The 14936-nt window shown below is 39.4% G+C and carries 14 protein-coding genes; 5 read left to right on the top strand and 9 right to left on the bottom strand.

What is annotated here, in order from left to right; translation table 11 throughout:
• Nucleotides 1-48: 48 nt before the first annotated feature.
• From CTN01_RS14665 to lolC, 4 genes are all read right to left on the bottom strand, one after another.
• The gene (locus CTN01_RS14665; RefSeq protein WP_045083011.1) at nucleotides 49-588 is read right to left on the bottom strand and encodes an outer membrane beta-barrel protein; all 540 of its coding nucleotides are present in this window, start codon (nucleotides 586-588) and stop codon (nucleotides 49-51) included.
• 681 nt (nucleotides 589-1269) lie between these two features.
• Nucleotides 1270-2517, bottom strand: a complete 1248-nt coding sequence (gene lolE, locus CTN01_RS14660; RefSeq protein WP_045149628.1) for a lipoprotein-releasing ABC transporter permease subunit LolE — start codon at nucleotides 2515-2517, stop codon at nucleotides 1270-1272.
• Nucleotides 2517-3209, bottom strand: a complete 693-nt coding sequence (gene lolD / locus CTN01_RS14655; protein ID WP_045083012.1) for a lipoprotein-releasing ABC transporter ATP-binding protein LolD — start codon at nucleotides 3207-3209, stop codon at nucleotides 2517-2519. Before lolD ends, lolE begins: the two co-directional genes overlap by 1 nt.
• Nucleotides 3202-4410, bottom strand: a complete 1209-nt coding sequence (gene lolC / locus CTN01_RS14650; RefSeq protein WP_045127144.1) for a lipoprotein-releasing ABC transporter permease subunit LolC — start codon at nucleotides 4408-4410, stop codon at nucleotides 3202-3204. Before lolC ends, lolD begins: the two co-directional genes overlap by 8 nt.
• A 253-nt stretch (nucleotides 4411-4663) precedes the next feature.
• Between lolC and CTN01_RS14645 the strand changes: the two genes are divergently transcribed.
• The 5 genes from CTN01_RS14645 to bamJ all read left to right on the top strand — a co-directional run bounded on the left by CTN01_RS14645 (nucleotide 4664) and on the right by bamJ (nucleotide 10248).
• A complete protein-coding gene (locus CTN01_RS14645) occupies nucleotides 4664-5248 on the top strand; it encodes a PilZ domain-containing protein (RefSeq protein ID WP_045149627.1) in 585 nt (194 codons plus the stop codon).
• Entirely contained in the window at nucleotides 5241-8702 is a 3462-nt protein-coding gene (gene mfd, locus CTN01_RS14640) for a transcription-repair coupling factor (RefSeq protein ID WP_107342183.1), read from the top strand. Before CTN01_RS14645 ends, mfd begins: the two co-directional genes overlap by 8 nt.
• 80 nt (nucleotides 8703-8782) lie before the next feature.
• Nucleotides 8783-9337: a GNAT family N-acetyltransferase gene (locus CTN01_RS14635; protein ID WP_005367115.1), complete on the top strand. Its 555-nt coding sequence runs from the start codon at nucleotides 8783-8785 to the stop codon at nucleotides 9335-9337.
• A 106-nt stretch (nucleotides 9338-9443) separates the two neighbouring features.
• Entirely contained in the window at nucleotides 9444-9683 is a 240-nt protein-coding gene (locus CTN01_RS14630; protein WP_045127147.1) for a YecH family metal-binding protein, read from the top strand.
• Between the two features lie 91 nt (nucleotides 9684-9774).
• Entirely contained in the window at nucleotides 9775-10248 is a 474-nt protein-coding gene (gene bamJ / locus CTN01_RS14625) for a BamJ family beta-barrel-assembly machinery protein (RefSeq protein WP_005367112.1), read from the top strand.
• Nucleotides 10249-10326: 78 nt separating this feature from the next.
• Here bamJ and CTN01_RS14620 read toward each other — a convergent pair whose 3' ends face one another.
• From CTN01_RS14620 to lpoB, 5 genes are all read right to left on the bottom strand, one after another.
• Entirely contained in the window at nucleotides 10327-11616 is a 1290-nt protein-coding gene (locus CTN01_RS14620) for an NAD(P)/FAD-dependent oxidoreductase (protein ID WP_045083017.1), read from the bottom strand.
• A 192-nt stretch (nucleotides 11617-11808) separates the two neighbouring features.
• Entirely contained in the window at nucleotides 11809-12348 is a 540-nt protein-coding gene (gene ycfP / locus CTN01_RS14615) for an alpha/beta hydrolase YcfP (protein ID WP_045131816.1), read from the bottom strand.
• 148 nt (nucleotides 12349-12496) lie between these two features.
• Nucleotides 12497-13336 (bottom strand): DUF6279 family lipoprotein, encoded by an 840-nt coding sequence (locus CTN01_RS14610; RefSeq protein ID WP_045149626.1) that lies wholly within the window; start codon nucleotides 13334-13336, stop codon nucleotides 12497-12499.
• 45 nt (nucleotides 13337-13381) lie between these two features.
• The gene (locus CTN01_RS14605) at nucleotides 13382-14293 is read right to left on the bottom strand and encodes a phosphotransferase (protein WP_045083019.1); all 912 of its coding nucleotides are present in this window, start codon (nucleotides 14291-14293) and stop codon (nucleotides 13382-13384) included.
• Between the two features lie 38 nt (nucleotides 14294-14331).
• Nucleotides 14332-14922, bottom strand: a complete 591-nt coding sequence (gene lpoB, locus CTN01_RS14600; RefSeq protein ID WP_045083020.1) for a penicillin-binding protein activator LpoB — start codon at nucleotides 14920-14922, stop codon at nucleotides 14332-14334.
• Between the last annotated feature and the right edge of the window lie 14 nt (nucleotides 14923-14936).

Raw genomic sequence — 14936 nt, 5'->3', positions numbered from 1 at the left:
AAACCCGCTAAAAGCGGGTTTTTTATTACATCGTAATGCTGTTTAAGCTTAGAAGTAGAAACGAGTACCGAATACGATATTAGTTAGGCTGTTCTTAGCTTGCTCGCTTGAGTAAGAATCACCAGAGAAGATCTTATCAGTTGCGATGCTGTAGTTAACTTCAGAAGTGATAGCAACGTTAGGGTTAATAAAGTATTTAACACCAGCAGAGAACTTAGCATTTGCGCCCCAGTTGCTGTCAGAACCTTCGTTGCTTAGAGATAAACCACCAACTTCAGCAGCAGCACCTACGTAAGGAACCCAGTTAGTAGAGTTCACGAAGTTGTACTCTGTGAATACACCTAGCTGACCGCTAAATTCATCATTTGCATCTTGAGCACGAACAGTCGCAGTACCACCTACTTCCCAGTTATCTTTAACGAAAGTACCGTAAGTACCGTTAAGATCAGCATGCCAACCACTACCTAGTTTAGCGTTACCTTGTACACCGATCTCTTGCGTACCAGCTGGTAGTTGAACGGCTGCTTGTGCTGCTACAGGAGCTAATACAGATAGTGCCACGAGAAGGCTTAGTGCATTCTTTTTCATTATTTTTCCTAAATGTTTTTAATTTTTAAACAAGTAGCCCACTTAAGTGCAATCCCTTTGCTGCGTAAGGTTACTTAAATCGAGAAGTAACAATCCGTATACGACAACTTGTATCCATAAATCAGTGGCGACAAAATTAGCACGCAGTTTCATGCCTGTTAAATGAAACAACTTAATTAATTTTCAAATGAACACCATTCACAACTTATAAGTAAAAAGGTTCAATTTTTCAGTTGAACCCACCCATGAGAGCGCAAAAAACAAGCAACATGCTAAATAAAAAAGCATTGTGAAAAATAAAATGAAAATAAAATTCACAATCTCTTGAATATTATTTATATATCGACCAAATAATCACCAATAAAACTTAAAAGAGAGCTATTTATCTATAATATTTATTGTTCTTTATTTTTATCACGTAAGAGACTTCAACTATTTTTATTAAATAATGACGTTGATTTTAATCATATGATAATAGCGACTTCTCTCTATTCATAAGATAGCAAGATCGCTTAAACACATATCAAAAATAACAGTACTTCCAGTTATTATGATTTAACAGTCACAATTAAACTTCATTGAAAAGCGAAATGTTAACACTAGAAGAATATGTGTAGCTTAATCTATAGATAGAAAAACGGAGCCAATGTGGCTCCGTTTAATAAAGATAATGTAACAAGACTATTTCGCGCTTAATACTCGGGCGGGTTGTAAACTACTAGCTCGACGAGCTGGATACCAAGTAGCTACAAGGCTGAGTATAATTGCTGTTATAGATACAATTAGCACATCTTTATAGGCTAACTGAGTTGGTAGGAAATCAATAAAATAAATATCCCCCGATAAGAACCGGTGACCAATTATCTTTTCTATTACTCGAACAATATGAGTTAAGTTAACAGCCAATAAACAACCAAATATTGACCCCATCACGCTACCTAACACACCAGATAATACGCCATGCCAAATAAAGATGGATTTTACTAAGCGATCACTTGCCCCCATGGTTCTTAATATAGCGATATCAGAAGCTCGATCTTTCACAGCCATCATCAAAGTTGAAACGATGTTGAAGCACGCAACACCGATAACCAATACCATGACTAAATACATAATCGTACGAACTAACTGAATATCACGGTACATGTAGCCATATTGTTGCGTCCAACTTTTCAGATAAACATAGACGGGAAGAGTATTCCCCACTTCTTTAACAATACGCTGCGCTTCTAGTACTTTATCCACATTAATTTGAATACCAGAGACACCTTGTCCCATATCCATGTACTTTTGTGCATCAGCCAATGGCACTATCGCCAGTTTATGATCGATTTCCCCTCCAAGCGCTAAAATACCCGCCACTTGTAATCGAATACGATGAGGAGCCCGAAGCTGGGTCATTTCGGGATCAGCATTAGGGATCATTGCGGTTAACCAATCCCCCACTTTCACGTTAAGACTTTTAGCAACGCCTTGACCTAAAATGACTTCTTTTTTACCTGCGGTAAATTTACTCCATGCATCATTTAAAACATAGCGCGGTAATTCACTTACTTTAAGTTGCTCTTGAGGATTAACACCTCGAACACCGACAGCTTTTAGCTTTGTGCCTTTTTCAAGTAATGCTGTGAATTCAACATAAGGCGCAGCCGCTGTCACATCCGGATGTTTTTCTATTTGTTGAACTAGCGGTTGCCAATTATTTAAAGGAGGCTCAACCGCCTGTAATTCACCTTGTGGGATCACAGATAACACACGGGTTTGTAACTCACGTTCAAAGCCATTCATTGCTGACAAACCAACAATGATCACCGCAACACCGACGGCAATGCCTAACATGGATGACATTGAAATAAATGACACCATTCGGTTACGTTTTTTCGAACGATTAAAACGACTACCTATATATAAAGAAAGAGGGCGAAACATTAAGCCTCCACAACGACTTGAGATAACACGCCATCTTGCATATGCATACAACGGTCAAGCTTTGCCGCTAATTCACTATCATGAGTAACGACTAAAAATGCAGTACCTGATTCTGCATTTAATTTACGCATTAAGTCATAAATTTCTAATGCTGTTTTATGATCAAGGTTACCCGTAGGTTCATCAGCTAAAACAATAGAAGGATTGTTAACTAAAGCACGCGCAATGGCGACACGTTGACGTTCACCACCACTCAATTCCGAAGGACGGTGCTCATAACGATGACTAAGCCCCACTAAAGACAGCATATCTTGTGCACATGTCCGCGCTTGACTAACACTTTTGCCGCCAATTAACAACGGCATAGCGACATTTTCAACGGCAGTAAAGTCCGCGAGTAAGTGGTGAAACTGGTATACAAAGCCAATTTCTTGATTACGAATTTTAGCTTGTTTGTTCGCACTTAAAATATCTAAGCGCTGCCCTTTAAAGAACACTTCTCCATCAGTGGGTGCATCTAATGCCCCTAAAATATGCAACAGTGTACTTTTCCCTGAGCCTGATGATCCCACGATAGCGACCAACTCATTGTCAGCAATCTCTAAATCAACTTTCTTTAAAACTTCTGTCTCAAACTGCCCTTCTTTATAGGTTTTACAAAGTTGGTGACAAGATAACAACGCATTATTCATAACGAAGAGCCTCAGCAGGACGGACAGCGGCCGCACGATAAGAAGGAAAAACAGTCGCTAATAAACTCAAGCTTATAGCGCCTAAAATAACAAACATAATTTGCAGCGGTTCAATCACGGTTGGTAATGTGCCACCGATCGATGCTAAATCAACACCTAAAACAGAGATAATGGTATTAAGATAATGCGCGACTAACGCGCCGAGCAAACCACCTAATAATGCACCGATAACACCACTACTTGCACCTTGAACAATAAAAATCGTCAAAACTTGGCGATGAGTCATACCTTGGGTTTTTAATATTGCGACTTCAGATTGTTTCTCCATCACCACCATCACTAAAGCAGAAATAATGTTAAAAGCCGCCACACCAATGATCAAACCAAGCATCAAGCCCATCATATTCTTTTCCATTTTTACAGCTTGGAAAAGTTCACCGCGTTGCTCGCGCCAATCAGACCACGTCCAACCATTGGGTAATTTCAATTTAGCTAATTCAGGAACAACGAATGGATCATCAAGGTATAAACGCCAACCTGTCATTTGATCCTGTTTATAGCGTAACAAACGTCCTGCATCTGAAATATTGGTGTATACCAATTGTTTATCAACATCAGATCCTGTGTCATAAATACCTGAAACTTCAAACTTTCGTTGGCTCGGCATACGACCAATTGGAGTAAATTGACTTGCACTGGTCACCATTAAACGAATTTTATCGCCAGGTTGAACACCTAATTCAACGGCCAACGCTTGGCCAATAACAATTTTAAAACTTCCAGGAGTAAGATCACTTAAGCGCCCCACCATCATATGACGTGAGATGGGATCATATTGATTAGGTTCAATACCAATCATCGTGCCTGCGGCAATAGAGTTTGCACTTTGAATAATCGCTTCACCACGTGTGATCGCCGTTACATCTGTCACATGTGGTAATTGTTTTAACGCCTCTGGTGCGTTTTCTGATAACGGTACTCGTCCATCTGCACTAGATACTACGGCTTGCGGTAGAACACCTAAAATTCGACCTTTTAGCTGATCTTCAAAGCCGTTCATCACAGACATAACGGTAATTAACGCCATTACACCAATAGTAATACCGGCTGTAGACATATAAGAGACAAAGCGACTAAAACGATCGCCTGATCGACCACGTAAATAACGTAAGCCAATAAAAAAAGAAACTGGATGAAACATAGGATTGAGAAACCACTCCTTTATTAGGTTGGTAAAGAATACTCGTTCACATCACCAATTACCATCCGACATGGTAAATGTAATGTAAATTCAGTGACTAAATGATAAACACTTACGCCGCTTTTCTTGCTCTAGCATGATTGCTAAGTAATAATCACTTCAATTAAATCAAGCTTTATATGCTGTGGCTGTAAGTTATGACATCCGCTCCTATTATTAGTTTGAAATAGGATTTATTCACAGTGAGTGCGTTATGACACAACAAGATGAGTATTTTTCAGTCCAGCTAGGGCTTACTATTAACGTTGAACGTTTATCATCTAATGAAAGCGTACCTGACGAACAAGATTTCAATGCAGAAATCCCGCCTTTATTTCGTATTGCCAGCGAGTGTTCGACGTTAGAAGACAATGCCGATCGTTTATTCGCCAGTTTCAATAAAAATGAAACCCAAGCATTAGTGGATTACCTTGCAGCACAAAACAGTAAAATTAATCTATTACTGTCTTATGTCTTATCGCAGCAAGATGATCCTACCTATCGTTTTACTACCTTAACTTTTGGCGCAAGTAACCTTAGTTTTACCAGTTCATCTTCCTATCAGGTTGGCACTAATGTTAGAGTGAAACTGTTTTTAGATTACCCAGCCGCTGCTATTTTTTGCTACGCTGAAGTCACCGAAAGTATTGCTAGCGATGAGCAATTTATCATTAAATTGCGTTACACCCGTTTGCTTGAAGATGATCGAGATTTGCTGATCCGCGCCGCTTTATATAGCCAGCAAAAACTTTTACGCCAACGTGCTCAACAACGACAATTAAATAATAACGATGAATAATAAACACTTACTTTCTATACCCTTACCTAGTAAGGCTGGGGATAACCGTTATATCGGTAATATCAAGGGTGCAGCCCTTGCACTGTCTTTTGCAGAAGTTGCAGCATCACACAAAGGCCCTGTTCTTGCGGTGGTACCTGATACTCAAACAGCCTTAAAACTTCAGCCAGAAATCACGCAATTTTGTGATGTTGAGGTAAACGTTTTTCCTGATTGGGAAACTCTGCCTTATGATAATTTCTCGCCACACCAAGATATTATTTCAGAACGTTTAGCGCGTTTATACAAAATGCCAAGTCAAAAATCTGGCATTATTTTGGTGCCGATCAGTACCTTGCTTCAGCGTCAAACCCCAAGAGAATTCATCCACCAGCATGCTTTAATCGTAAAAGCTGGCGATCGAATGTCACTTGAAAAACTGCGCCTACAACTTGAAGTATCAGGTTATCGTCATGTCGATCAAGTAATGGAGCATGGCGAGTATGCCAGCCGAGGCTCTTTACTCGATTTGTTCCCAATGGGAAGTCAATCTCCTTATCGTATCGATTTTTTTGACGATGAAGTCGACTCTATTCGTCAATTTGATCCAGATAACCAACGTTCTACCGGTGAAATTGATAGTATCGATTTATTACCTGCACATGAGTTCCCAACTGATGAAATCGCAGTTGAGAATTTCCGCATGCGCTGGCGTGAACGTTTTGAAGCTCGTCGTGAACCAGAATCTATTTATCAACAAGTCAGCAAACGCACATGGCCTGCAGGTATTGAATATTGGCAACCGCTGTTCTTTGATAAAACAGAAACCTTATTTGATTACTTACCTGACACGTCTTTACTTATCACGTTAGGTGATTTAGAGCCTGCCGTTGATAGCTTTTTAGCCGATGCTGAATACCGTTACGATCAACGCCGTGTTGATCCATTACGTCCTTTACTTGAACCTAAAGAGCTATGGCTAACAAAAGATGAAATGTTCACAGGCTTTAAAAACCTGCCTCGTGTTCGTATTCAGTCTGAGCCTGTCGATAGCCAAAAAGCTGGCCGTTTTAATCCAGAATTAAAACCCGTCCCAAGTATCACGATTAATCATCAACTTAAAGAACCGTTTGCTGAACTAAGACGCTTTGATGAGCAATTCCAAGGCAAAGTCATTTTCTCTGTTGCCTCTGAAGGTCGTCGAGAAGCACTGCTAGATCTATTAGCACGGATCAAAGTCCGTCCATTGGTTTGTAAAACCTTAGATGAAGCCCTTGATAACCCGACCAAACATAGCCTTGTTATCGGCTCGGCTGAAAATGGCTTTATTCTTGATGATCCCGCTGTTGCGTTCTTGTGTGAAAGTGACTTACTTGGTGAACGTATTGTTCAACGTCGCCGTCGAGATGATAAAAAAACCACGGTCAATGCCGATACGATCATCCGTAACCTTGCTGAACTGCAAGTGGGGCAACCTGTCGTTCATATTGATCACGGTATTGGACGTTACCAAGGTTTACAAACCCTTGAAGCGGGCGGTATTAAAACCGAGTATGTGACAATGGAATATCAAGGTGGCGCTAAACTCTATGTTCCTGTTGCATCACTGCATTTAATTAGTAGCTACTCAGGTGGTGCTGAAGATACCGCACCTATTCATAAATTAGGTGGCGAAACATGGTCTAAGGCTCGCCGAAAAGCAGCAGAAAAAGTACGTGATGTCGCGGCTGAATTACTGGATGTTTACGCTAAACGCGAGTTAAAACCAGGCGTTAAATTTACCCTAGATCGTGAGGCGTACGCTGAATTTAGCGCAGGTTTTCCTTATGAAGAAACCTACGATCAAGCCTTAGCAATTAACGCTGTCCTGTCTGATATGTGCCAAACCAAGGTTATGGATCGCCTTGTTTGTGGTGATGTGGGCTTTGGTAAAACGGAAGTCGCTATGCGTGCTGCATTTGTGGCCGTTGATAATAACAAACAGGTAACTGTGTTAGTGCCAACTACCCTATTGGCACAACAGCACTTTGAAAACTTCCGTGACCGTTTTGCAAATACTCCTGTGCGTGTAGAGGTATTATCTCGATTTAAAACAGCAAAAGAGCAAAAACAAATTTTAGCGGATGTCGAAGAAGGTAAAATCGACATCTTAATTGGTACTCATAAGCTACTAAACAGCAGTGTGAACTACCATGATTTAGGCTTATTAATTGTCGATGAAGAGCACCGTTTTGGTGTTCGTCAGAAAGAGAAAATCAAAGCGATTCGTGCCAATGTCGATATCTTAACCTTAACGGCAACACCGATTCCTCGTACATTAAACATGGCAATGAGTGGGATGCGCGATCTTTCAATTATCGCCACGCCACCGGCTCGTCGTTTAGCAATCAAAACATTTGTTCGCCAATCCGATGATGCCGTTATTCGTGAAGCAGTGCTACGTGAAATCAGCCGTGGTGGTCAGGTTTACTTCCTGCATAACGAAGTCGATAGCATTGAAAAGACCACTGAAGATTTAGCAAAGTTGATCCCTGAAGCCCGTATCACCTTTGCTCACGGGCAAATGCGCGAGCGTGAACTAGAAAAGATCATGGGCGATTTTTACCACCAACGTTTTAATGTACTTGTGTGTACCACAATTATTGAAACTGGTATCGATGTCCCTACCGCTAATACCATTATTATGGATCGAGCAGATAATCTTGGCTTGGCTCAGTTACACCAATTACGTGGTCGTGTTGGTCGTTCTCACCACCAAGCTTATGCTTATCTATTAACACCACATCCAAAGCGTATGACGAAAGATGCGGTGAAACGCCTTGAAGCCATTTCTTCTCTTGAAGATCTTGGTGCAGGCTTTACGTTAGCAACCCATGATTTAGAGATTCGTGGTGCTGGTGAATTACTTGGTGACGAACAGAGTGGTCAAATTCAGTCGGTTGGCTTTAGCCTCTTTATGGAAATGTTAGAACAAGCCGTTGAAGCCCTAAAAGAAGGTAAAGAGCCTTCGTTAGATGATCTACTTAAACAGCAAACAGAAGTTGAGTTACGTATTCCAGCACTACTACCTGATGACTACATCCCTGATATTAATACGCGTTTATCACTTTACAAGCGCATCGCAAGTACTAGTGATGACAACGAGATAAACGAAATTAAAGTCGAGCTAATTGACCGATTTGGCTTATTACCAGAAGCGGCATCGAACTTACTGACAGTAAACAGTGTCAAACTTAAAGCAGCAACGCTTGGTATTAAGAAAATCGAGAACGGTGAAAAAGGCGGCTATTTCGAATTTGATCAAAATGCAGCAATCAATCCAACCTTCCTTGTTGGTTTACTGCAAACCCAGCCAAATATTTTCAGAATGGAAGGCCCAACAAAACTGAAAATAATTGCTGAGCAAAGTGATCGTAAAAAGCGAATTAAGTTCCTTGAAGATCTTCTTGAACAATTTCGTCAGCACATGGTGTAAGTAAACCATCCTCTAAAGTACTGACCGAGCAAGGTCAGTACTTTATATTTACATACTTCCCCAATTTCGGCAGGATAGCTATGAAACTTGATTTCGAAATCTCTACTCCTCGGCTCATTCTCCGCCCATTTAAAAATGCTGATCTCAATGATTTTCTCGCAGCCGTACATGACTCAGTTAATGAACTAAGTCCATGGCTTGAATGGTGTGATAATAGCTTTGATCAACATGATGCCCATGAATGGATAAGTGCAAGTCGACTCAGCTGGCAAACCGATTTTAGCTATGAATTTGCCATCTTTAGTCGCTTTGATGATGCGTTTATTGGGACAGTTTCTCTTAGTGCGATTATTCCTATGACCAATAGTGCAAACTTAGGCTATTGGATAAAAACAGGTTGTCATCGACAAGGGTTTGCGACTGAAGCGAATATTGCAGCCGTACAATTTGCTTTTCAAATGTTGGGTTTAACGCGCTTAGAAATCATTACGCATATCGATAATTATGCAAGCCAAAAAACAGCAAAAGCGTGCAATGCTAAATTTGAATGTGAAGCGCGTAATCGCATTTATTATCATAATAAACCGCTTGATGGTCTTGTTTATTCGCTAGTACCAAGCGATTTATTCACTTAAATTAAAAAGCTGCATTTAAGATACACTTTATTATCACACATCAACATTTCCTTTATGTCCTTCACTTATGCTGTATTCGTAAACAATCTTGAAGGACAACTCCCCGATGAATACATATCACGCTCACGATATCCTTAATTTACTGATCGAATCTCAACAGCCGTACACAATAGAAACATTGAAAGAAAAAATTGCGAATAGCTACGGCGCTGATGCGACGTTTTACACCTGTAAGTTAAAAGATTTAACGATTGAACAATTGTTAGAATTTTTTGTTACTAAGAACAAAGTGACAATTACAGATGGCATCGTTACGACTAACATTGCCAATATGTGTCACCATTAAACGATTAAGCACAACATTCTTTACAGTTTCATGCTGTTAGAAAAACGACACAGTGGTAAGATGCAAGAAATTCATTTGTAAGGAAACTATTGTGTCCAAAATTGTTATTGCCGTTATTGTTGCCGTATTACTCGCTTTCTTCCTTTATCGTTCATACAACAATAAGCAAGTTGCTGCTGAAAACATCAAACAAGGTGAAGCTTTTCTTGCGGAAAATAAATTAAAAGAAGGCGTACAAACGACGCCTTCTGGTCTGCAATACCTTGTTTTACAAAAAGGAACAGGGACTGAACACCCTAAAGCGACAGATAGCGTAACAGTGCATTACCACGGTACTTTAATTAATGGCACTGTGTTTGATAGCTCAGTCGATCGTGGTGAAAAAATTTCATTTCCACTTAACCGTGTGATCAAAGGTTGGACGGAAGGCTTACAACATATGGTTGTTGGTGAAAAAATGCGTTTCTTCATTCCAGCTAATCTAGCTTATGGTAATAACGGTGCAGGTAGCATTCCACCTGGCTCAGTGCTCATTTTTGATGTTGAGTTATTTAAAATCAACTAATAGAAAACAGATATAAACTAAAACGCCAGCAAAAATGCTGGCGTTTTTTATGTCACTAATTAAACCACTATCACTAACTTAGTGCAGCTTTAAGCTTGGACGAAGTACACGGTTAATACGGCTTACTAACATAATAAGTCCTGTTTTAAACATGCCATGTAGCGCCATTTGGTGCATACGGTATAGTGAGATATACACCATACGTGCTATGCGCCCTTCTACCATCATTGAACCTTTTGATAAGTTACCCATTAGGCTGCCAACAGTTGAGAAACGGCTTAGTGATACTAATGAGCCATGATCGCTATACACATACGGTTTCTGTTCACGATCTGTGATTTTCGCAACAATATTTGAGAAACAACGACTTGCCATTTGGTGTGCCGCTTGCGCACGAGGTGGAACAAATGAACCATCTTCCTGCACACAAGATGCCAAATCACCAATCACATAAATATCATCATCACGGGTCGTTTGTAGCGTTGGTTTAACTACTAACTGATTAATACGGTTCGTTTCAAGCCCTGCAATATCTTTCATAAAATCAGGTGCTTTGATACCGGCAGCCCATACCATGATTTGTGCTGGAATATGATCACCATCTTTTGTGGTTAAACCTGTTTCATCAGCCTTAGTTACCATAGTACCTGTACGTACGGTTACACCAAGCTTAGTTAACTCGTTATGCGCCGCTTGAGAAATACGCGGAGGCAGTGCAGGAAGAATACGATCGCCAGCTTCAACTAGGTTTACGTTTAGACGAGAGCTATCTAAGTCACCAAAACCGTAGTTATGTAATTCTTGTACTGCATTGTGAAGCTCTGCTGATAATTCAACACCAGTTGCACCTGCACCAACAATTGCGATATCAACTGTCTTTTGATCTTTGTTTCCATGTAACTTCATGAATTGGTTGTTCATTTCAGTACGGAAACGGTGAGCTTGCTCTGGGCTATCAAGGAAAATACAGTGGTCACGTACACCTGGAGTGTTAAAGTCATTCGATGTAGAACCAATCGCTAGCACAAGAATATCGTATTCCAATGTACGCTCAGGTAATAACAGTTCGTTTTGCTTATCAAATAATGCAGCAAGTGTGATCGTTTTATTTTCACGATCTATCGTTTCTAACGAGCCCATTTGAAAATCAAAGTGGTGGTTTTTTGCATGTGCGCGATAGCTAATAGCATCTACGCCTGCATCTAATGAACCTGTTGCTACTTCGTGTAGCAATGGTTTCCACAAGTGACTCGCACGGCGATCCACTAGAGTAACTTCTGCGCGGCCTTTACGACCTAGGGTACGTCCAAGCTTTGTCGCAAGTTCTAAACCACCAGCACCGCCGCCAACAACAATAATTCGATTCAAAATGACTTCCTCACTAATTTTATAAATTTTTTTAAAACGACAAATACCTCATTGCATAGCAGGCTGTTTGTTATGGTCTGTTTTATACGCAAACCGCTAGGCAAAAAGAAATCTGAAGCCTGTAAAGCAACATATGTGTAGGTAGACGGATCTATGACCCGTCTATGGTGTAGGAGGTAGTATGTTTCGTTATTATTGCGCTTTAAACGCTTTTATTTTTTGTAGATGTTGCGAGATCTTTTTAAACTTATGTGTTTCATTTTCATCCCACACTATATCATAAAATTGATCTAGCTCATCTTTTGTAGTCTGATTATCTAATACTTCGTCATTAGTTGAAAGTATGCAAAGACAATTACCTGCATTTTTTTTACGAAAATCTTTAACGCATTTCGTCATAATGTCAGTATATTCTTCTGGACGATCAATGCGTCCTTCCATGTTATTTTCTGGATGAATATTTGGATTGAAAATGACTTGTTTAATACCACATAAGAAGCCAATCCTTTCAGCCCAATAGCCCCCTAACCCAACCCCACAGATAAGTGGCTTTGTATCTTTATTCTCGTCTACTAACTTATGAACTTCTTTTAGTAAATGCTGCATATCGTGCTTTGGATGTAGAGTACTGTAATTTACAAAGCGGATATCAGAATCGATAAACTGTAACTGTAATACCTTTTCATGATTACCAGGGCTTGTTGAGTCAAAGCCATGTAAATAAATAATCATATCAATTCCCTCTCGCTAAAGTTTAAAATCATCCGTGCCCTTGAATTGGACGTTATAAATCTACCACTTTCTTTATGGTTTAACAGGGTAATAATGAAAACTATGATCTTCTTTGCAAACTACGCACATTGAAAATACCCGTTCAGCGCTACTTCTTTTGTATTAACGTCGCGATATCTTTTCTAAGTGACGTTAATTCACCTTGTAAGTGGCGTAACTGCTGTGGACTTAAACTCCCATTTAACTGTTTCATGATGGCAAAACGCTGAGCTAAATACTCATCGAGTTGAGTTTGATAAAGCGCATTTTTAAGAGAAAGAATATTTTTAACTTGTTGTTCGATACTCGATGTAAAATTCTCATTATTACGTTGTTTTAATATCGTTTTTAATTGTGACAAGTTATCTGTTGTTATGTTTTGAAACATTGTGGATTGCTGTAATTGCAGTTTCGCTAAGCTTAATATGAGCTGTTTTTGTTGCTTAGTTAGACGTCCAATCCAGTCTTGAGCTTTATCTTCAAGTTCATCATAGCGATTTTCAAGGCGTTGCTGTGGACTTTTAGATAAACGCTCTTCACGTCGCTCAGCCATCTCTTTTTCAATCGCTTGGATACTGGCTGTAATTTGTGAAGGGCTCATTGTTTTAATAACATCAATGATCGGTGATACAAAAACCAGAGCTGATGCTTCGCCTGCTTGCGTAAAACGCTGATGATAATTGGCAATTTGTTCTGCTGTTAAAGGTTTTTTAAGATCCGTTTGTAAGGCAGAAATTAACTTATGAAATACAGCTAATTGTTGCTGTCGATGTTGTGCAAGTGCAGTTTCAAGACCTTGCTCTAACTCATCCTGTTGTTGAGAGTCCAAATCAAGATAATCTGATAAGTAATAATCAATCCAGAAATCTAATGAATTGTATACCAATTTAAATGTGCAACCAGATAACATCACACAAATAAAGATTATGCTTATCGTTCTTTTCAACATCAGTACATCTCCTTGTACAAACGTTTCACACTTAATATAACGTCTCTATATACCCATGCTTTTTAACTTGATCTCTAGCTGTTTGGCTTGCTGTAAATAGTCATCATCATGCCAAACTTTGTAACCAACTAAATACCACAGTAATGCTAGGTACTCACACCAAGGCTGCCAGTAATTAACAGCCTCTAACCACTTTAATGTCTCAGTAGATTCCGAAGTGGTCTTCTCTTCTCTAGCCAAACAATAATCTTTCACTGCTTTTTCAGGGCTAAGTGCATTAGCTAATATAGTCATGGTTAAATCAAGAGAAGGATCACCTGCACAGGCATATTCCCAATCGATAACTTTAGCGCTCATCCCAACAACTAATTGGTCACAGTCATTAGGGACAATAATATTGTAACGCCCTAAATCAAAATGACAGCAGGTATCAGGAAAGTAATGATGAATCTTCTGGTTATCAAAATAATAATAAATAGACATTAATTGTTTTGATTTTAAATCAACAGGAATTGTTTGCCAGTAATGATCAATACGTTGCTTAATATCTAATCGATGGATGGGAAGCGGTAAAGCATGAATTCGCGCTTGTAGTTGGCACAGTTGCTGATTGGTAAATCGTTGATCTGCTTGTTCACCTTCAAGCCAATCAACAATTAATACTTGTTCATTATTATTTAGATTAGTGTCTAACAATGCATAGGGTTTTGGCGCTAATTCAGAATGTTCAATTAAACGTAATAACTGATATTCATGCGTTCGATTAATACCAAAAGCTTGAGCCGTGCCCGTTAATGGTCGCCACACGTAATGGGAAGATTGATTATTTGAAGGATGATACAGGAATAATTTCCAACAGCGATTGGTTAAACCGCCCGCTAATGGGCTCGCTGTTAGAAATTGTGCATCTGGTAAAAAAGACAATAATGTAGGATCAAAACTCTCGTTATCTTTCATTATAATTTCAACATTGCTACCAGATTATTTAGGCTAAATTACCAACCTTGAGAGTCTGATTCACTCTTAGGCGCTAAACCTGAATCAGCCCACTCAATTGAACCTGAGTTTGTATCCATCAAACGCATGGTCATTTTATAAAAAGGTACATTTTTACCATCTTCAGACTTGCTAGTATTGCTTACATAACCATACAGCATGTATTGCGCACCTGTCATTTTAGCAAATTGAATCGCAGTCCCTTGATTAACAAAACGATCATTTTCACTAAAGTTCATTTGTTTACGCACCGCATCAACGCGAGACTTATCGACTAAGTTGAATTTACCCGAACGTGAAATTTTAGACTTAATCGTGTTAGTAAGCGACTTAGTATCAACATGTCCACTGGCATTGTTTTGAATATTATCAACAATCACAATCGGATGCTTACCGCCTGCTGTAATTGAAGATACAGCCGGTGATGACAACATCTTTGTTGTTAAGTCCGATGCCGTATTATCAAGATCATTAGAGCCAAAATTTACCGATGGAGTTTCAGGTAAATGCGAATTCACAGAATCGATAGTTTGGGCACAACCACCTAATAATAAAGATGCCGCTAATAATGTAAGAACGCTTTTTTTCATTGTTTTACCTTAAC

The organism is Photobacterium angustum (assembly GCF_003026365.1).
Classification (GTDB): Bacteria; Pseudomonadota; Gammaproteobacteria; order Enterobacterales; family Vibrionaceae; genus Photobacterium; species Photobacterium angustum.
The sequence above is the reverse complement of the archived record's forward strand: the minus strand, read 5'-3'. Positions and strand labels throughout refer to the sequence as shown.